Annotated in this window: 19 protein-coding genes; 5 read left to right on the top strand and 14 right to left on the bottom strand. The window is 28.2% G+C overall.

From position 1 onward, the window contains the following. Positions 1–15: 15 nt before the first annotated feature. The 3 genes from L8V85_RS01760 to tpx are packed head-to-tail and all read left to right on the top strand — an operon-like array spanning position 16 to position 3048. Positions 16–1173, top strand: coding sequence for a M23 family metallopeptidase (locus L8V85_RS01760; RefSeq protein ID WP_133319708.1), 1158 nt, complete (start codon positions 16–18; stop codon positions 1171–1173). Between the two features lies 1 nt (position 1174). Beyond that, entirely contained in the window at positions 1175–2518 is a 1344-nt protein-coding gene (gene mgtE, locus L8V85_RS01755) for a magnesium transporter (protein WP_133319709.1), read from the top strand. Between the two features lie 11 nt (positions 2519–2529). Next, entirely contained in the window at positions 2530–3048 is a 519-nt protein-coding gene (gene tpx, locus L8V85_RS01750) for a thiol peroxidase (protein WP_220566323.1), read from the top strand. On the opposite strand, the gene L8V85_RS01745 is transcribed toward tpx, so the two are convergent. The 6 genes from L8V85_RS01745 to waaF form a co-directional block, all read right to left on the bottom strand. After that, a complete protein-coding gene (locus tag L8V85_RS01745; RefSeq protein WP_133319711.1) occupies positions 3045–4430 on the bottom strand; it encodes a replicative DNA helicase in 1386 nt (461 codons plus the stop codon). The two genes, tpx and L8V85_RS01745, sit on opposite strands and share 4 nt — an antisense overlap. Positions 4431–4442: 12 nt before the next feature. Then, the gene (gene cysK, locus L8V85_RS01740; protein ID WP_263737349.1) at positions 4443–5345 is read right to left on the bottom strand and encodes a cysteine synthase A; all 903 of its coding nucleotides are present in this window, start codon (positions 5343–5345) and stop codon (positions 4443–4445) included. 96 nt (positions 5346–5441) lie between these two features. Beyond that, complete coding sequence (locus tag L8V85_RS01735) at positions 5442–5744, bottom strand: HU family DNA-binding protein (protein WP_039619003.1); 303 nt, start codon at positions 5742–5744, stop codon at positions 5442–5444. Positions 5745–5836: 92 nt separating this feature from the next. Then, on the bottom strand, positions 5837–6964 hold the full coding sequence (locus tag L8V85_RS01730; RefSeq protein WP_263737348.1) for a hypothetical protein: 1128 nt from the start codon (positions 6962–6964) through the stop codon (positions 5837–5839). 8 nt (positions 6965–6972) lie between these two features. Then, complete coding sequence (locus tag L8V85_RS01725; RefSeq protein ID WP_263737347.1) at positions 6973–8475, bottom strand: MBOAT family O-acyltransferase; 1503 nt, start codon at positions 8473–8475, stop codon at positions 6973–6975. Then, positions 8476–9396, bottom strand: coding sequence for a lipopolysaccharide heptosyltransferase II (waaF, locus tag L8V85_RS01720; RefSeq protein WP_263737346.1), 921 nt, complete (start codon positions 9394–9396; stop codon positions 8476–8478). A 57-nt stretch (positions 9397–9453) separates the two neighbouring features. Here waaF and L8V85_RS01715 point away from each other — a divergent pair, with 57 nt between their 5' ends. After that, the gene (locus tag L8V85_RS01715) at positions 9454–10260 is read left to right on the top strand and encodes a glycosyltransferase family 2 protein (RefSeq protein ID WP_263737345.1); all 807 of its coding nucleotides are present in this window, start codon (positions 9454–9456) and stop codon (positions 10258–10260) included. Here L8V85_RS01715 and L8V85_RS01710 read toward each other — a convergent pair. The 7 genes from L8V85_RS01710 to L8V85_RS01680 are packed head-to-tail and all read right to left on the bottom strand — an operon-like array spanning position 10257 to position 16840. Continuing rightward, a complete protein-coding gene (locus L8V85_RS01710; protein WP_258108817.1) occupies positions 10257–10973 on the bottom strand; it encodes a cytidylyltransferase domain-containing protein in 717 nt (238 codons plus the stop codon). The two genes, L8V85_RS01715 and L8V85_RS01710, sit on opposite strands and share 4 nt — an antisense overlap. After that, a complete protein-coding gene (locus L8V85_RS01705; RefSeq protein WP_133319718.1) occupies positions 10960–11991 on the bottom strand; it encodes a nucleotidyltransferase family protein in 1032 nt (343 codons plus the stop codon). Before L8V85_RS01705 ends, L8V85_RS01710 begins: the two co-directional genes overlap by 14 nt. Continuing rightward, on the bottom strand, positions 11988–13148 hold the full coding sequence (gene neuC, locus L8V85_RS01700; protein ID WP_263659301.1) for a UDP-N-acetylglucosamine 2-epimerase: 1161 nt from the start codon (positions 13146–13148) through the stop codon (positions 11988–11990). Before neuC ends, L8V85_RS01705 begins: the two co-directional genes overlap by 4 nt. Then, a complete protein-coding gene (gene neuB, locus L8V85_RS01695; protein ID WP_133319720.1) occupies positions 13138–14148 on the bottom strand; it encodes an N-acetylneuraminate synthase in 1011 nt (336 codons plus the stop codon). Before neuB ends, neuC begins: the two co-directional genes overlap by 11 nt. Further along, positions 14135–15256 (bottom strand): N-acetyl sugar amidotransferase, encoded by a 1122-nt coding sequence (locus tag L8V85_RS01690; protein WP_258108867.1) that lies wholly within the window; start codon positions 15254–15256, stop codon positions 14135–14137. The genes neuB and L8V85_RS01690 overlap by 14 nt, the downstream gene beginning before the upstream one ends. 2 nt (positions 15257–15258) lie before the next feature. Next, positions 15259–15822 (bottom strand): acetyltransferase, encoded by a 564-nt coding sequence (locus L8V85_RS01685; protein ID WP_258108820.1) that lies wholly within the window; start codon positions 15820–15822, stop codon positions 15259–15261. A gap of 7 nt (positions 15823–15829) precedes the next feature. Beyond that, positions 15830–16840, bottom strand: a complete 1011-nt coding sequence (locus L8V85_RS01680; protein WP_258108821.1) for an NAD-dependent 4,6-dehydratase LegB — start codon at positions 16838–16840, stop codon at positions 15830–15832. A 77-nt stretch (positions 16841–16917) separates the two neighbouring features. On the opposite strand from L8V85_RS01680, the gene L8V85_RS01675 reads away from it, so the two are divergent. After that, positions 16918–18291 (top strand): hypothetical protein, encoded by a 1374-nt coding sequence (locus L8V85_RS01675; protein ID WP_133319723.1) that lies wholly within the window; start codon positions 16918–16920, stop codon positions 18289–18291. Here L8V85_RS01675 and L8V85_RS01670 read toward each other — a convergent pair. Continuing rightward, positions 18286–19458 (bottom strand): glycosyltransferase family 2 protein, encoded by a 1173-nt coding sequence (locus L8V85_RS01670; protein WP_263737344.1) that lies wholly within the window; start codon positions 19456–19458, stop codon positions 18286–18288. The two genes, L8V85_RS01675 and L8V85_RS01670, sit on opposite strands and share 6 nt — an antisense overlap. Positions 19459–19493: the final 35 nt, after the last annotated feature.

Raw genomic sequence — 19493 nt, 5'->3', positions numbered from 1 at the left:
AGGCTTTAAAATACCATGAAAAAAATTTTCATATCTTTACTTATATCGATAAAACTTTTTGCTATTTCAAGTGTTGAAGAACTTTCTTGGGAGAATGGCAAAACTTTACTTGATTTTTTACAAGATCACTCTATACCTTTAAATTTATACTATAATCTTGATGCTGAAGATAAAGAACTAAGTGCAGAAATTGCAAGTGGTATTAAATACCAAATGTTAAAAGATGATCAAGGAGAATTAGAACAGGTTTTAATCCCAATCAGTGATGATTTACAAATTCATATTTACAAAAATACTGAAAATAAATTCGTATTAAGTTTTACTCCAATTTCTTATACCAAAGAAAAAAGAACTATTCGCGTAGCTATTAACAATTCAGCTTATCAAGATGTTTATGATGAAAGTGGTAGCGTAACCTTAGCAAGAGCTATGGTAAGAGCTTTTAAAAATAGTGTTAATTTTAAAAATGTTAGAAAAGGCGATAGTGTAGTATTAATTTATGAGCAAAAAAGAAGACTAGGAAGACTTTTTGGCGATATTAATATCCAAGCGGCTTTAGCTAATATTAGAGGTAAAGAATATTCTGTATTTTTATATAAAGATTCTTATTATAATGCTCAAGGAAAAGAGCTTGAAAATTTCTTTTTAACTAAACCTGTCAAATATACAAGAATTTCAGATCGTTTTACTAGAGCAAGATACCATCCTATATTAAAACGCTATAGAGCACACCTAGGTATTGACTATGCAGCTCCAACGGGTACTCCAGTTAAAAGTGCAGGAGATGGAACGATTAGCTTTGTTGGGACAAAAGGTGGTTATGGTAAGGTTGTACAAGTAAAACACATGTCAGGCTATATGACTTTATATGCTCATCTTAGTCGCTTTGCAAAAATCAAACGCGGACAAAAAGTTAAGCAAGGACAAGTGATTGCTTATGTAGGCTCTACTGGTATGAGTACTGGACCACATTTGCATTTTGGACTTTATCTAAATAATAAAGCAATTAATCCTGAAACTATAGTTAAAATTCCAAAATCAAGCTTAAGTGGAAAAAACAAAGAAGAATTTTTAAAAATGGCAAAAGAATATGAAAACCGCTTGCAAAGCATTGATGAAAATTATAAAAATCCACCAAAAGAACAAAATATAGAAAATTCTATGGAGCTTTGAGATGATGAATGATTTTTTAGAAGCACAAGAACTTTTAAAAAATACTTTCAAAGATCAAAGTACCTATGAAATCAATGAAGCCTTAAAAACTATCAAAAGGCATGATGAAGAGCTTTATTTAAAAACTCTTAAATCTTTTGATACTTACACACTTGCAAATGTAGCTACTATAACGCCTGAACATATCTTAGAAGATATTTTAGAAAACTTAAGCATTATAAAGATTGCAAAAGCAGTAGAAGAGCTTGAAAGTGATGATGCAACAGACTTAATTAAGCGTTTTGAAGAGCTAAATCCACAAAAAACTTTAGCTATTTTAAACCGCTTAAGTTCAGAAGATAAAGAAGAAATTTTACGCCTTAAAAATTATGATGAAAATACTGCTGGTGCTTATATGCAAACAGAAATTTTCACAGCCTCTATTAATGAAAGTATAGAAAAGGCCATTAAAAGATATAGAATTTTAAAGCATTCAGGACAAGTAGATCAAATTTTTCAAGTTTATATCATAGATAAACAAGGAAAACTTTGCAATGCTATCAACCTAAGCGATCTCTTGCTTTGGGATTTTAAACTAAGTTTTGCAGATATTATTAAAAACAACAATGAAAAATATAAATGTTATAGCATTAAAGATCATGAAGATATACAAAAGGCTATTGATATAGTAGAAGATTATGATTTAAGTGTTTTGGCTGTTATAAATGATGATGGAGTGCTTTTGGGTAGAATTACTTATGATGATATTCATGATTTAATCCAAGAAAATGCAACAGAGCAAATTTATAATTTAGCCGGAGTTGATGCAGATGTTGAAGAAGAAAGTGCTTTTAAAGCAGCTAAAGCAAGAGCTTTTTGGCTCATGATTAATCTTACAACTTCATTAATTTCAGCTAATATCATCAGTCTTTTTTCAGGTGAAATAGAACAACTTGTAGCTCTAGCAGTACTTATGCCTATTGTAGCTTCCATGGGAGGTAACACAGGCTCACAAGCCTTAGCGGTAACAGTTAGAAAACTCTCACTCAATGAAGTAGAATTCAAAGATGCTAAAAAAGTTATATTAAGAGAGAGTGGAATTTCTTTATTAAATGGGCTTATATTTGCTAGCGTTATGAGTATTATAGCTTTTATATGGTTTAAAACAGCCCTTTTAGGACTTGTTATAGCTTTGTCAATGCTAATCAATCTAGCCTTAGCCGGTTTTGTAGGCTCTTTTGTGCCATTAACTTTGAAAAAATTTAAAATTGATCCTGCGGTAGGTTCAAGTGTTGTGATTACTGCAATTACTGATGGTTTGGGTTTTTTCAGCTTTTTACTTTTAGCTAAGATGATTTTATTATAAAAAGGAAAATTGTGTCAAGCATTATATATAAAAAACAAAACATAAAACTCACAGGAAATCAACTGCAAATTGGCGATAATGCTCCAAAAGTGACTTTAAAAACTAAAAATCTTGCCTCAGTAGAAATAGCACCGCCTGGAAAAACTCAAATTTTATTAACCTTTCCTAGCTTAGACACTCAAGTATGTTCCAAACAAGCTAAAGAAACTAACAAAAGATTGGCATCTATAAAAAACATTGAAGTGATTGTTATTAGCATGGACTTACCTTTTGCTATGGATCGTTTTTGTGCAACTGAAGGAATTGATAATATCATAGTTGCAAGTGATTTTGCCTTTAAAGATTTTGGCGCTAATTATGGAGTATTAATACATGATAGTATATTTGCAGGATTATTGGCAAGATCAGCTTTTATAGTTAAAGATGAAAAAATAATATACAAACAGCTCGTAAAAGAGCTGATGGGAAAAATTGATTTTAAAGATTTAGAGCTTTTTATACAAAACGATTATCGCTATTCTTTAAATTAACCTTCAAAATTGGTAACTACAAAATCTTCTTTTGGAGCTTCAATAAAGCACGATTTTTCTTTTAAGAAAAGCAAATCCACATGCCCTACAGGACCATTTCTATTTTTACCTATAATAAGCTCAGCCTTTTCTTGCACAGGATTTGGCATAAATTTTCTCTCATAAGTTTTGCCTTCATTTTTAGCTTTATTTTCTCTTTCTTTTTCTTCTTGCTCTCTATAAACCTCATCTCTATATACAAATAAAATCGTATCTGCATCTTGTTCTATAGCGCCACTTTCTCTTAAATCACTAAGCATAGGACGCTTATTTGCCCTACTTTCTAATGAACGATTAAGCTGTGAGAGTGCCACTACTGGCATATTTAATTCTCTTGCTAAAAGCTTTAAACCTCTTGAAATTTCACTCACTTGTAAATGCCTATCATTAAAAGCTGAGTTACTCATCATAAGACCGATGTAATCAACTACGCAAAGCTCAATACTCTCATCTTGAGCCTTGATTTTGCGTAAAATTGAACGAATGTCTGCTATGCTAGCATAACCACTATCATAAATATAAAGATTTTTTTGCGCATATTCATTACAAGCATCACCTACCCTACTCCACTCATCATCGTTTAAATCTGCGATTAGAATTTTTTGCAAAGGAATGGAAGTTTTTGCACTGATTAATCTTTGCATGATTTGCGTAGCAGGCATTTCTAGTGAAAACATTACAACACCTTTATTTTGCCTTAGTGTTTTTTCTATAAAATTTAAACAAATTGTAGTTTTTCCCATGCCAGGGCGTGCTGCGATGATTACAAGATCGCCGGGTTTAAAGCCTTTTGTCATTTTATTAAGCTCACTAAAACCTGTATCAAGTCCCAAAATATCTTTATTTTCAGCTTCTTTTTGCTTTTTAAACTCATCCATAAGCTCAGACATCACCATAGTCATATCCTTAATACTATTACTATTTACACGGTTTGTAAGATTAAAAATTTCTTTGCCTATTTCATCTGAGATTTGAGAAATGCTTTTATCTTCATTTACCCTTGTAGGTATAGTATAAGCAAAATTTAAAAGTTGGCGTCTAATGGACTTTTCTCTTAATTCATAAGCGTATTTACTCACATCTGCTATGGAAGTAGTAGCTAAAACTTCAGCTAAAATTTGCTCATCTACTTTTTTATGTTTTCTTATAAAACTTGCACTTATAGGCTCGCCTGCATTCACACAAGCTAAAATAGCTTTATAAATATCTTGATGAGCTTTGAGCGAAAAATCATTAATTTCAATATCCGAAGAAACACTAAAAAAAGAATCTTCACTATATATACAAGAACTTAAAATCGCCCTTTCAAGATCTAAATCAAAATGCTCATTATTTTGACTCATACACACCCCTAATTATAAATTTGCAAATAAATCAGTTGACAAATATCGCTCGGCTGTATCATTTAACATAGTCAAGACTTTTTTATCAGGGTTTTCTAAAGCAATTTTTCTAGCCATATGTACATTTGCTCCGCTTGAAATTCCTGCCATTATGCCGTTTTTACCAAGCTCTAAGGCTGTATTTATAGCATCTTCATTACTTACACAAACTATCTCATCTATAATTTTTTGATTTAAAATTTTAGGGATAAAATTTGCACCTATACCTTGAATTTTATGGCTTGCAGCAGTATTTTGACTCAAAAGTGGCGAAGATGCGGGTTCTAAGGCTATGATTTTGACATTAGGATTGTGTTCTTTTAAAATTTCTCCTACCCCGCTAATAGTCCCACCTGTACCAAAACCTGCTAAAAAAATATCAAGATCAGGTAAAGCTTTTAAAATTTCTAAAGCAGTATTTTTTTTATGTGCGTTTTTGTTGTTGATATTTTCAAATTGACTTACCATAAATGAATTTGGAATTTCACTCAAAAGCTCATTAGCTCTATCAAGCGCTCCTTGCATGCCTTTACTTGCTTGAGTAAGTTCTAGCTTTGCACCAAAAAAACTCATCATTTTTCTACGCTCAATACTCATAGACTCAGGTATAGCTATGATAAGTTTAAGCTTTAAGCTTGCACAAATCATTGCTAAAGCTATGCCGGTATTTCCACTTGTAGCTTCTATAATGGTTGTTTCTTGATTGATTTTACCTTCATTTAAAGCTTGTTTTATCATCTCCACAGCCGCTCTATCTTTTATAGAATGACTTGGATTAAAATACTCGCATTTAGCATAAAGATTTGGAGCAAATTCTTTTAAAGAAATAATCGGGGTATTACCTATACAATCTAAGATATTATTATAAACTGACATTGTCTTCCTTTAATATTTTTAAAAACAATATCAAAAGAAAATTAATACTTAACTATGAAGAAAAACGCAAAAGTTTTTTAACTTTTGCGCAAAGAATTATTTTTTAGCTTTTTTAGCAGTTTTAGCAGCAGCAACTGCGTCTTTAAGGTTTTTACCTACTTTAAATTTAGCAACTTTAGTAGCAGGTACTTTGATAGTAGCACCAGTGCTTGGTACTCTAGCTTCTCTAGCAGCTCTTTCAGCCACAGAAAATGTACCAAAACCGATAAAGCTAATGCTATCACCTTTAGCTAATACATCAGTAATAGTAGCGATTACTGCATCAGTAGCTGCAGTTGCATCTTTTTTAGTTAGCCCAGCAGTTTGAGCAACTTGAGAAATAAAATCTGCTTTAGTCATAAAAAGCTCCTTGATTAAAAATGATTGTTAAGTTTAACACATTTATCAAGCTTTTGCAAGAGGTTTTCATGCAAAAAAAGCTTTTATTTACACTATTTATCTAAAATACCGCTTGCTTTTATTTGCTCAATTAAAGGATTTAAATCATAATTTTTGATTTTTTCTTCCATAATTTTAAAATACTCATCCATATTTTCAGGCGTTAAAATGTTTGTTTGGTTTTTAATAGCATCAAGTTGCATTGAATTCATGTCTATATTATAGTGATTTAAGTCTTTATAATTTGCAATATCATCTGCATAATCTAAATCATCAAATCCATATATTTTAACATTTTCAAGTGTTTTTGACTTTAAAATAATATATTTTACCAAATCTACCCATTGTTGGTAATATTGAAAATCAACCTGTGCCATCTTGTGATAAACTCTAGAATAAGTTGGCAAGATTAAAGAAAACTGGACATTTGGATACATTTTAGCATAGTTAAATATGTAAATATCAATATGATTTTTTAAAACATTAAGATCTATACTCGAATAATCATGTATGTAATTTCCATTGTATAATTGCACAATTTTTTTAATATCCTTTCGGACACCCTCTTCTATATTTTTAATCCAATTTCCAATCCCTCCAAATTGTTTTTGTGCAATTGGGCTTTTAATCCATTTTGGTAAATTTTCTAACTCAGTATCATCTCCAACACATTTTTTATTACTAGAAAATTTCAATGTGCAGAAAATAAATTTTTTATTAAGATAAATTTTTAAATCATTATAGGTGTTTTGATCATATAAATAGCTAAAATTAGAAAAATTTTGAAATTTTACATCCATAATTGCAAATTCATCTAAAGATATTACTAAATGTTTAATAGTATGTTTTTTCAATATATAGTCTAAAATAATCTTTCTTTGTTCAAAAGTGCTTCCACCTATTGATAAATTGATAAATTGCCCTCCAAGTTTAGAAGTTGCTTCAAAAGATGAAGTATTTTGAAGCATTGAAGTTCCAAAAATTATAGAATCAAATTTATTGTGATCAATTATACCTTTGGAGCTAATAGTTAAATCATTGTAATATGTTTTTTTTCTAAACCAAGGTTCATGATAAAGTTGCAATGGATCATACACATAAAGTAAAACTCCTAAAAACAATATAAAAGGCAAAGGTATTACTAAAGAATAAATTACAAATTTTTTATATGATTTAAACATTTTTATCCTTAGAAATTAAAATAAATAAATTCAGTATAAGGAACTACTCCTAAAGTTATCAAAGCTATATATAAAAAAAGCATGACTAATAAAGAATTTATATAACTAGTTTTAAACTTTTCAAGTTTTTCAATACTATTTTTAAACCCAATACATAAAATCATACAAACGATGATATAAATTAAAGTTTCATTGCTACCACTAATTTGCGCTAAAGATTCTTTCATTCTATGCCATTTTATTGGTAAATCTACCCAAGTTAAACCAAACATAGCTTTTAAAAGATTTATAGCACCTTGAAGACTTTCGCTTCTAAAAAATATCCACGCAAGATTAATAAAATTAAAAGTTATAAACCATGCAAATATTTTATAAATAATATTTTCTTTAAATTTAGCATTTAGGATTATAAATACATATATTCTATGAAGCACCATAGCTAGTCCATGCAACACTCCCCATATCACAAAACCCCATCCAGCTCCATGCCATACTCCACTTACAAAAGCCACTATAAAAAGATTTCTTAAATTTATAATCTTAGAAACCCTATTACCACCCAAAGGTATATATAAATAATCTTTTAAAAATTTACCTAATGTTATATGCCATCTTCTCCAAAAATCACTTATATTCAATGCTTTATAAGGAGAGTTAAAATTAATAGGAAGTTTTATACTAAAAAATAAAGCTATACCTATAGCCATATCACAATAGCCACTAAAATCAAAATAAAGCTGAAAAGTATAAGATAAAGAAGTTGCCCAAGCTTCAAAAATATTTAAAGCACCTCCATTTTCAGCTATCTTAAACCCTGCATTAGCCCAAAGCACAAAAGAATCAGCAATATATACTTTCTTAAATAAACCCATAGAAAATATAAATAATCCTTTGGCTATATTTTCCCAATTAATAAGAATAGAATTATTCCAAAGCATACTTTTAAATTGAGGCATCATTTCTTTATGATGCACTATTGGACCTGCTATAAGCTGAGGAAAAAATGTTACAAACAAAGCATAATCTAAAATATTTATTTTATATGTATTTTCACTTTTTAAACCTTCTATATTTGTTCTTTTATAACAATCAACTAAAAAAGCAATTTGCTGAAAAGTAAAAAAAGATATAGCTAAAGGTAGTAATATATGCGGTAAAGGAATATTAAAATCTAGTTGGACTATTTGAAAAAATACATTAAAATTTTCTAAAAGAAAATCGGTGTATTTGAAAAAAGCAAGTAAGACTAAATTAAAAAACACTCCGCTATAAAACAATAGCTTTATCCTCCCCCTATTAAGTAAAATTAAATTTGCAAGATAAAAATTCACACCCATAGAAAGCAATAAAATCAAAACATATTCAACCTTCCAAAAGGCATAAAAAAATAAACTTGCTAAAACTAAAAATAATTTTGCACTTTGAATATGATTAAATTTTTTAAGCATATAAAATATAATTAAAACTATAGGTAAAAATATAAATATAAATTCATAAGAACTAAAAACCATTTATACTCCTGAAAAATTTTTTGCTAAATTTATTACCACATCAGGCTTTAATTCTTTCATACATTTATGATGTTTTAAAAGGCAGACCTTTTGCATACAAGGCATACAAGCTAAATTTAAATGTGCTATTTTAGCATTTTCTTGCCAAGGCGAGGTTTGACTAAATTTAGTCGAGCCAAAAATAGCCACCGTTTTCACCCCATAAACTGCACCTATATGCATAGGACCACTGTCGTTTGTGATGAGCAAATCAAGCATAGAAATATTTTTACATAAAGTATAAATACTAGTTTTACCACAAAGATTTTTTGATTTGATACCTTCTTTTAGAAGAAAATACTCAATTTCATCACAAATTTCTCTCTCACTTTCTACTCCAAAGATTAAAATTTGATGAGTTGAGCTAAATTCTTTTGCTACCCTTGCAAAATAGTTCGCTTCCCATCTTTTGGCACTTCCAAAATGCGCACCCGGGTTTATACCTAAGATTTTTTGAGTTGATTTTGCTTTTATAGGGAGTTTTAAAGCATTTGAAGTGGCTTTAAAATTTAAGGCTTTTTCTATGAAATTTAAGTATTTTAAGACTTGGTGTTCTTCTTTTAGAATATTTTTATCAAAATAAAATCTTTTTTTTGCTTTGATTAGATTTAAAATGATCTTGCTTGAAAATGCCGAGCGAAACGAAAAAGCTAGATCAAATTTACCAAAGTTTTTTCTAGCTTTTAAAATTTGCTTATATCTTTGCTTTTTATTTTCCACTAAAATTTGAGCATTTTCAAAGCGTTTAAAAAGCTCTGTGCTTACAAAAGAACCATAAAAAGTAAATTTAGCTTGAGGATATTTTTCTTTTATAGCATAAATAGCCGCACTAGCCATCACCGCATCGCCAAGCCAAGTAGGAAGGTTGATAAAAATATTCATAATTTTCCTTAAAAATAAAAGCTATAATTATATCATCACTTTATTTAAAGAGCTAAAATGAGTCAAATTTCAATTATACTACCAACTTATAATGTAGAAAAATATATTGCTAGAGCATTAGAAAGTTGTATAAACCAAACTTTTAAAGATATAGAAATCATTATAGTAGATGACCTTGGCAATGATAAAAGTATAGATATAGCTAAAGAATATGCTAGTAAAGATGATAGGATAAAAATCATACATAATGAAGAGAATTTAGGAACTTTTGCTAGTAGAAATATAGGTGTATTAAATGCAAAATCAAATTTTATAATGTTTTTAGATCCTGATGATTATTTAGAGCTTAATGCTTGTGAAGTTGGGCTTGAAAAAATCAAAAATGTAGATATGGTAGTGTTTGATGCATATGTACATAGGGTGAAATTTAAGAAATTTTATAGATTTAAACAAGATGGGCTTTTTAACAAAGATGAATTTTTGGAATTTTTACTTAAACAGAAACATTTTTGCTGGAGTGTTTGGGCAAAAGTATATAGGAAAAATTTGATTTTAAAAAGTTTTGAGCATGTTGATTTTAAAGAGAGGTTTTGCTATGGAGAGGATGTGCTTTTTAACTATGTAAATTTTCTGATTAGTGAAAGTTTTTTTATATCGAAAGAATGTATATACCGCTATGAATTTAATGAAAATGGTAGATATGAAAACAAAAATAAAGAAATTTTATGGCAAAATTACATGCATAAAAAGCAAAGTTTAAAATACATTAAAAAATTAACTAATATTTTTCAATATAAGCATTTTAATAAAAAAATATTAGAAGTTTTAGAAAAAGAAATTTTAGGGTTAGAGAGTAGGATTTAAATATACTCACTTTTTAACAACAAACTAGCCATTTTAAAATCATAATCCGTATCAATATCTATAGAATAAATAGACTCCATTTTGTAAGCAAAGCTATTTGGCATAAAAAAACCTTTATATTGCATAAATTCTTTTATTTTTGCTATATAAATAGCACCATTAAGTCTGTAATGTTTCTCTAAATCTTGTGAGCGTAAATTTTTAATCTCTGAAGGCAAAAATGAATCCATAGCGCCATTTTCTGGTATAGTATTGCTCCAAAGAGGAGAGTGTTCACACTCACAAACACTAATTACAGAATTAGCGTTTTTCTTAAAAAATAAATCCAATGCCTCATCAATATGTTTATTATTTCTCAAAGGACTTGTAGGTTGTAACAAAACAATATATTTAAAACTAATATTTTTATCAGCATAAAAATCAATAATATTTTTTATAACATCAAAAGAAGATGATGTATCATCTGATAAAGATCTATCTCTTAAATAAGGCACTTGCGCTCCATATTGCATTGCTATCCTTGCATATTCTTGAGAATCTGTGCTAACCATGACATTTTTTATATATTTAGACTTTAAAGCAGCTTCAATACTCCATGCGATTAAAGGCTTGTTTTTTAAAATTTTAATGTTTTTATGAATAAGACGCTTACTTCCACTACGCGCAGGAATGATTGCCAAAATATCATTTAAACTATTCTTAATTATTTGCATCAATAATCGCCTTTTCATATTCTTCAAGTCTTCCTATATCAATCCAATAATCTTGCAATATATAAGAATTTATTTTTAATTTTTTATCTAACAATCGCTTAATCAAATTAGGCATATCCAAATACACATCTTTTTTGATATACTTTAAAACTTCTGGTTCTAATACATAAATTCCAGCACTAACTAAAAATTTCTGCATAGGTTTTTCTTCTATATCTTTTATATCATTGTTAGAAATTTTCACAACACCATAAGGAATTTGTTGCTCAAATTCTCTAAGTACCACACTCATCACTGCTTTACTTTTTTTATGCTCTTGAATAAGTTGATCAAAATCAAGTTTAGTTAAAATATCTCCATTCATAACAATAAATGATTTTTTCATATCTTTCACCAAAGACAAAGCCCCGGCAGTGCCAAGTTTTTGTTTTTCTTTAATATAAGAAATTTCAACACCCCAACTTTTGCCTTCTTGAAAATAATCACAAATAACTTCTTTTTTATAATTTACACAAAATATAAACTTTTTAAAACCTTGTTCTTTGAAATTTAAAACAATATTTTCGAGTATTGGTTTTTTACCTATTTTTAACATAGGTTTTGGAGTATTTTTGGTAAGTTCACCCAATCTACTTCCAAGACCTCCAACCATTAGAACTACTTCATTTTCAAAGCTTTTTTCTTTAAGAATTGAAGCAATAGATTTTATAGCTATGACTTCATTTTCGCTATTTAAGACAGGAAAATCATAAATATCAGTTTGACTAGCTAATTTTAAAAGCTCTTCTTTACTTGTATTTTCTTTAATAGTTAGCGAATTCTTAGTATAAATTGTTTCTATACTATCTTCAAGCTTTTTGCCATTTAATAAAGCTCTTCTAATGTTAGAATCACTAATTACACCTAAAAATTTATCATTTTCTACCACCAAAGCTATTCTAACACGCTCACTACCTATAATTTTTAAAGCTTCTTGTATGCTTGCATTTTTAGCAAGTTTTAATTTTTCAATACTCATTGCATATCCACAAATTTTTTATATAAAATTTTTTCCAAAGAAATATTTTTTAAAATATCCTTTATCATTAGACTTGTATTTTTACCTTCACACTCAAAAGGATTAATGAAATTTTTTAGCTTATCTTGATATTCTTTGGTATTAACATACAAAAACGCTTGTTTTAAATGATAAATATCACAATTTATAATATTATCAGCAAAAATTCTTCCTTCTTGCCTGTTACCTATATTGATACAAGGAATTCTTAAAAAAGGACTTTCGCAAATTCCACTTGAGCTATTTCCTATAAGCATATTTGCTATTTTCATTAAACTTAAGTATCTTTTAGAGCCCAAATTATCAAATAACTTTGCTTTATGAGATTGTTTTATACAATACTCATTTAAAAGCTCATTAATATATAAACCATTCTCATCAGCATTTGCTTTCGTAAAAATTAAAGTAGAATTTTCCAAATTATCTAAAAATTCAAGCAATAATTTTATTTCTTTTTTAACGCTTGATTTTTGTATCGTTTGAGGATGATAAGTTATTAAATATATATTTTCATCAAATATCAAATTCAATTCTTTTTGCAAATCTTCCTTGTTTAAAAAATTCATATTATTGATATTTTCTCCCCCTAGAGAACCTACATTAAAAACTCTATCTTTACTTTCTCCAAGTTGCAAAATTCTATTTGCATAAGTTTGAGTACTAGCAAAATGCAAATGCGCCATTTTACTAATAGCATGCCTAATGCTATCATCAATAGCTCCCAAGGTAAGCTCACCTCCACAAAGATGTGCTAAGGGAATTTGCATTACCAAACAAGCGCTAGCACAAGAGAGCATTTCATATCTATCGCCTAATATCACCACAATATCAGGTTTTAATTCTTCAAAAGCTTCACAAAGTGAAATTTGTAAAAGCCCCATACTTTTACAAATACCTACACCATCATTGTTATTAAGCAAAATGGGAATTTTTTTATTTACTTTAAATTCTTTTTCAATCTCTTGATAAGTAAAACCAAAATCTTGACTTAAATGAGCTGCTGTAACAATAAGCTGCAAAGTTAATTCATTATCTTGTTCAATGTATTTACATAAATTTCTTAACAAATACCATTCAGCCCTAGTGCCACTAATAACACAAATTTTTCTATTCATCAATTAACTCATCTTCAGCATAATCTCTACTAGCAATTTTACCTAAATATTTATCATATTTCATAGCACAAATTCCATCCCCCGGTCGCTTTGTGGTAAGATTTTCTTCACTAAAACATTCGCCCTTTTTTATAACTTTTTTAGCTACAAGAGATTTTCTAGCAATGGCTTTGTTTTTAATTTCGCTTTTGCTTGGAATTTTAACACCATTTCCAAAAGCTTGTTCTAGCTCTCTTATGGATTTAATCATAGCTTTTAATTCTTCAGGTTCCAAGGAAGCTTGATGATCAGGCCCTTGCATACTTTTATCTAAAGTAAAATGTTTTTCTATCACACAAGCTCCCATAGCTACAGCTGCTATAGGTATAGTTATACCCAAAGTGTGATCAGAATATCCTACGGGCAAACAAAAGGCTTTTTTTAAAGTTTGCATAGCTCTTAAATTTACATCTTCAAAAGGTGTAGGGTATTCTGTATTACAATGTAAAATAATGATTTTATCTCTTTGAGTGCCATTTTGCACCAAAATATCTAAAACTTTTTCAATCTCACCTAAAGTGGCCATTCCTGTCGATAAGATGATATTTTTATTAAAACTAGCAATTTTTTTCAAGTAAGGAAGATTAGTTAATTCTCCGCTTGGAATTTTAAAAATTTCTATATCAAATTTTACAAGCAAATCAATACTTTCTAAATCAAAAGCAGTGGAAAGAAATTTAATATTAAATTTTTTACAATGTTCTATTAAAATTTCATGATCTTGTTTAGAAAGTTCTAATTTTTTAACCATATCAAGCTGGCTTTGATTTTCATCAGTAGCTTGGAGTTGATACTCTGCTTTTTTGGCATTTTTACTTATACAATTTTCAGCTACAAAAGTTTGAAATTTTACAAAATCAGCCCCAGCTTCACTAGCTACTTCTATAAGCTTTTTAGCTAAATTTATATCACCATTATGATTAACTCCAGCTTCTGCTATAACAAGAGTTTTATTGTATTTCATTTTTTAATTTATATTCTCCAAATTCATTCTTATAAAATAACTCTTTATTATAATGCTTTTCTACTATACTCCAAAATTTAGATTTTGAAATACCTAAAAAATTACAAAAATCTTCTATACATTTATTATCCAAATTATGATCTTTTTGTTTTACTATTTTTACGGCTTCATCTCTGCTTAAAAGTCCATATCTTATAAATCTAGCTGCATAATCACTAGCCATAGCATGGCCAAATTTTGGGTATTTCATCCATGGATGAATTAAATAAGCAATACTATCAACTTGATCAAAATTTTCAGCACAATGTCTCCTGTCCCATTCTCCATTTAAATCACTAAACCCTCTATTTTTGGCAAAAACATAATTAGAATAAGAATTCCATTTAACAAAATAACTCAAGTATATAGGATGAAGATTACCCAAATCGTCTTTTTGTGGATCAAAAAACAATTGCAAATTCTCTTCCTTTATTTCATCATCTATAAATTCATTAATATCCAAATCACTCGCTACTCCATTTAAAAAAATACCACTTGCATCAGGAGTTTCGATGTTATCATTCCCGCCATATTCATATGAAATATTTTCCCCATAGACAAGCAAAGGTGTGTTAAATTTCAAAGCCATAGCAAAAGGGTAAGAGTAGATTAATCTATCTATAAACCAGGTAGGTTTTCCATACTTTTCAAAGGTTTTCAACATAACTTTTTTTTGAGTTTTTATATCAGGTTTTAAACTTATAAGATGACAGCCAAATTCTTCAGAAATATTTTTTAAATTTTTCTTCCCAGCTTCAGTCATAGTAAAATTATCTTCTACGCTAAATAAAATAGGATTCATTCCTAATTTTTCTTTCATAATATGTACTTGAAAATGAGAATCTTTGCCCCCACTTACCGCAATAGCACAATCATACTCATACTTACCATTCATTCTTCTATATTTATCACAAAGTTTTTCTAATTCTTTAAATCTAGCTTCATAATCAATATTTTCTTTATTTTTATGATTTACACAAGCTGAACAAATATTTTTACCATTTTTATCTTTACTAAATTTTATCCCTGGTCTCGTATTTGGCATTACGCAATAATCACAATATTTCATCATTATACTCCTTTCATATATACTATACTATCTTCGCCTAAAATACTACCATGTTTTAAATGAGTATTTGACCCCAAAAAACTATGCTGCTTTATCAAGCAACCCCCATTAACAACACTAGCTGTACTAATATGACAAAAATTTTCAATTATAGCATCATGTTCAACTAATGCCTTTGAATTTATTATACAACCTTTACCTATCTTGACATTTGTATTTACCAAGGCATGATGCATTATTATAGTTGCCTCATCAATAAAAGATCTTTTTGACACATGAGCAAGCGGCGAAATAATAGTTGGCAATCTAAAACCTATAGTTTTCAACTTATCATAAATTTGCACTCTCGGCAATGAAGTTTTAATTTGTCCAATACCAATTAAGGCATATTTATATTCTTTAAATAATTTTTTTAAATCACCATCATTCCCAAGCAATGGATAATACGCACTTTCTATATCATTATCCACAAAACCAGCAATTTCAAATTTACCTTCAAGCTCTATAACATCCATACATGCTCTTGCATGTCCTCCAGCTCCAATAATGATTATTTTTTCTTTCACAAAAATCCTAAATATTATAAATATCACTTTTATATTTTTTTAAATTTAAAGAACTACTAAACCACTCTATAGTTTGAGCTAAACCTTTTTCTATATCATATTGTGGTGAAAAGTTAGTAAGGCTTTTGATCTTGCTATTGTCACACCATAGCCTAAATACTTCACTATTTTCGGGTCTAACGCGTTCATTTTCTGTGATAAATTCTACATTTGATTTCATAAGTTTTTTAATGAGTTCTAAAGTATCTTTTATGCTTATTTCATAATTTGATCCTATATTTACCACTTCACCTATAGCCTTTTGGCATTTAGCTAACTCTAAAAACCCTAAACAAGTATCTTTCACATAATTAAAATCTCTAGTAGGACTTACATCTCCAAGCTTTATTTGTTTAGCTCCATTTGCAATTTGAGTGATGATAGTTGGGATCACCGCCCTTGCGCTTTGCCTTGGGCCATAGGTATTAAAAGGTCTTGCTATGGTCAGTGGGAGATTGAAAGCATTATAAAAACTCATTGCCATAGCATCAGCACCTATTTTGCTTGCTGAATATGGACTTTGTGCTTGCAAAGGATGTTTTTCATCAATAGGCACATACAAAGCCGTACCATAAACCTCGCTTGTACTTGTATGAATAATACGCTTTACATTATTTTCTAATGCACTTTGGCAGATATTTAAAGTACCCTTTATATTAACATCTACATAACTATCTGGAGCAACATAAGAAAAAGGTATGGCTATTAAAGCCGCCAAATGAAAGATGATTTCTATATCTTGAGTGATATTTTTACAAAAATGTGGATCTCTAATATCTCCACAAACTACTTCAATATCTTTTAAACACTCTATATCTTCAAGCCAACCCCAATAATTAAAAGAATTATACTGACTTAAAGCTTTAATTTTATAACCATAAAACAAAGAATCCTTGTCTTTGCTTTGTGTATAAAGCATTTCAACTAAATGCGAACCTATAAAACCATCTGCACCTGTGACTAATATATTCTTACTCATAATTCTTCTTTAAATATTTTACTAAAGTTGCTTTTTAAAAACTATATTATATAATAAAAATAAAAATAAGGAAAATAATGAAAAAAATAATCCTAATAGATCTAGATTTACAGTTAATAGAGCAATTTTTATCTTTTAACAAATATATTAAGATAGATATGTTAATTACCAATGATATAAAAAGAGCCAAGGAAAAGTATAAAGAGTTTGTAAAATTTTTTTATCCGCAAGGACAAATCAGAGAAAAAATAAATAATATTCATAAAATAAATTATGATTTAAAATATGAAGAAATATTAAAATTTAGATCAACTCAATATAAACTTGAAAAATATTACCATAGGTATTATCTAGATACTGGTGTAATACAAAATTTATATTATAAAGCACTTTCTTTCTGGCTTGATTATTTTAATAACAACCGCATCGATATGATATTTTCCGATCAAATAGAGCATGGTGGTGATTGGGATAGCATTCCTTTTGATATTGCTTTAAAACACAACATCCCAGTTTATCTACTATCAATATCTAGTGATTTTAACAATCAACAAATCTATCAACTATTACATTTAAATAGTCATAGTTTTAAAAACATAAAAAGTATCAACAAAACTAAAGTAAACCTCTATAATTTTTTTAACAATTCAACATCAAATAAAAAAATAGGAATTAAAAATCCTTTAAAATATTTTTATAAAACAAAAATAAAAACCCTACCTAGAATAATTCAAAGAAAATTGGGAGGTATATATTTAGAGTACAACTTAATTAAAAACAAAGAAATGTTTTTTCTTTCAAAATATGAAATATATAGACAGTCTGTATATATAAACAATCTTCGAAAAATATATAAGAAAATTTCACAAAAAGCTGATTTTGAAGATAATTATATATACTTTCCATTACACCTAGAACCAGAAGCTTCAATTATGAATAGAACAACACTATCATCTCAATTATTTATTATTGAACTCCTATCAAATTTATTGCCCAAAAATTGGAAAATTTATGTCAAAGAACACCCGCATCAATTTTTTTGCTATGAAAACGAATTGCCATATCTAAACAATATTCATTATTTTAGAAGCTTAAAATTTTATGAATTTTTAGAACAGATGTCAAATGTAAAAATTATAGATATAGATACGAACTCTACTGAACTTATAAAATATTCTAAAGCTACATGTGCAATAGCTGCAACATCTCTAATAGAAGCAGTTCTATTAAAAAAACCTATTATAAATTTTGGTGAAAATACTAATTTTATTGAATTACTCAATGAATGTTTTAATATTCGCTCTAAAGAAGATTTAGCAAAAGCTATTGATAAAATTCAAAAAAATTTTATTCCCAAATATGATGATTTAGATTATATTTTAGAAAACTACACTTTTCTCCAAACAAATAATACAAAAGAAATACAAGATATAATACAAATTCTTTTATAATTTCTTAATATAAAAATAATTTCTAAAAATCACATATCTGATTTTAGAAATTTTATAAGGTTTTAATAGTTGTAATTTCTCTTTAATACACAAAGGATCTTTACCAATTTTTTTAATTTTAAATGCATTTTTGATATAAAAGTATAAAATAACATCTCTTAATAGTGAAGAAATTTTTTTATCATGATAATTTTCTATAAATCGCACTAATTCTAAACTAGTTTGCACCCAACTAGCGCATTTAAAATACTCTTTTGCTAAAGTTGCATTCTCTTCAAATGCAATAAATATATCTTTAAAATATGGAAGAATATTATCTTTGGTAATTTTTTTATCTTGATTTGTCAAAGAATTAGCTCGAATTCTATAATAATAAAATATTTTAGGATAAATATAAATATTCTTAGCTTGCGAAAAAAGCAAAATTCCAAATAAATGATCTTCAGCAAAAATACCATCTTTAAATTTTATTTTTTTATCTATTATATGATTAAAATTTATCATACCTGAACAAGCAAAAGAAAAATCTTTCATCTTGCTTCTTGCTAAATGTCGCAACCATTCTAATGGAGTAATCTTTTTTTCTTGTTTTATATTAATATCTTTTAATCTACTACTTTGACTTTGATTTTTACAAGATATTTCATAGTATTTTGCTTCATCAAACCAAACCACATCAACCCCATCCATTCTAGGTACACATTCTTCTATGCAGTTTAATTCCCAATAATCATCAGAGTCTAAAAAGATAATATAATCTATAATAGGATAAGTAAAGTTAGTTAAATCTTGTTCATCATTAAAAGCTTTATAGCTTTTATATACAGTATATATTTCATAAGGATTATTACCTTCTATGTTAAATTCTATTAAAGAATTTTCTTTTATAGTTTGGGTTTTATTTTTGAGTTTATATTCTCCACTAAAATATTCTATACCTACATTTCTAGCACTACTTAAACCACCATTTTTTTTATCAAAAAGAGTGATTCTTTTATCTTTTAAAGTGTATTCTTTTGCTATGTTAAATGAGTTTTCATCTGTACTACCATCATTTACTAGTATGATTTCTAAGTTAGTATAAGTTTGATTGATTACACTATCTAAACATTCTTTTAGATATTTTTCTACATTGTATATGGGGATTACTACGCCGATGATTTTCATATATGCATAACCTTAATTATTTTTGATATTATATC

The organism is Campylobacter sp. IFREMER_LSEM_CL2090, assembly GCF_025771865.1.
GTDB lineage: Bacteria > Campylobacterota > Campylobacteria > Campylobacterales > Campylobacteraceae > Campylobacter_D > Campylobacter_D lari_D.
The sequence above is the reverse complement of the archived record's forward strand: the minus strand, read 5'-3'. Positions and strand labels throughout refer to the sequence as shown.

Coding starts and splice junctions, on each gene's coding strand:
- L8V85_RS01760 (WP_133319708.1), top strand. CDS start 16: ATGAAAAAAATTTTCATATCTTTACTTATATCGATAAAACTTTTTGCT.
- mgtE (WP_133319709.1), top strand. CDS start 1,175: ATGATGAATGATTTTTTAGAAGCACAAGAACTTTTAAAAAATACTTTC.
- L8V85_RS01745 (WP_133319711.1), bottom strand. CDS start 4,430: ATGAGTCAAAATAATGAGCATTTTGATTTAGATCTTGAAAGGGCGATT.
- cysK (WP_263737349.1), bottom strand. CDS start 5,345: ATGTCAGTTTATAATAATATCTTAGATTGTATAGGTAATACCCCGATT.
- L8V85_RS01735 (WP_039619003.1), bottom strand. CDS start 5,744: ATGACTAAAGCAGATTTTATTTCTCAAGTTGCTCAAACTGCTGGGCTA.
- L8V85_RS01730 (WP_263737348.1), bottom strand. CDS start 6,964: ATGTTTAAATCATATAAAAAATTTGTAATTTATTCTTTAGTAATACCT.
- L8V85_RS01725 (WP_263737347.1), bottom strand. CDS start 8,475: ATGGTTTTTAGTTCTTATGAATTTATATTTATATTTTTACCTATAGTT.
- waaF (WP_263737346.1), bottom strand. CDS start 9,396: ATGAATATTTTTATCAACCTTCCTACTTGGCTTGGCGATGCGGTGATG.
- L8V85_RS01715 (WP_263737345.1), top strand. CDS start 9,454: ATGAGTCAAATTTCAATTATACTACCAACTTATAATGTAGAAAAATAT.
- L8V85_RS01710 (WP_258108817.1), bottom strand. CDS start 10,973: ATGCAAATAATTAAGAATAGTTTAAATGATATTTTGGCAATCATTCCT.
- L8V85_RS01705 (WP_133319718.1), bottom strand. CDS start 11,991: ATGAGTATTGAAAAATTAAAACTTGCTAAAAATGCAAGCATACAAGAA.
- neuB (WP_133319720.1), bottom strand. CDS start 14,148: ATGAAATACAATAAAACTCTTGTTATAGCAGAAGCTGGAGTTAATCAT.
- L8V85_RS01690 (WP_258108867.1), bottom strand. CDS start 15,256: ATGAAATATTGTGATTATTGCGTAATGCCAAATACGAGACCAGGGATA.
- L8V85_RS01680 (WP_258108821.1), bottom strand. CDS start 16,840: ATGAGTAAGAATATATTAGTCACAGGTGCAGATGGTTTTATAGGTTCG.
- L8V85_RS01675 (WP_133319723.1), top strand. CDS start 16,918: ATGAAAAAAATAATCCTAATAGATCTAGATTTACAGTTAATAGAGCAA.
- L8V85_RS01670 (WP_263737344.1), bottom strand. CDS start 19,458: ATGAAAATCATCGGCGTAGTAATCCCCATATACAATGTAGAAAAATAT.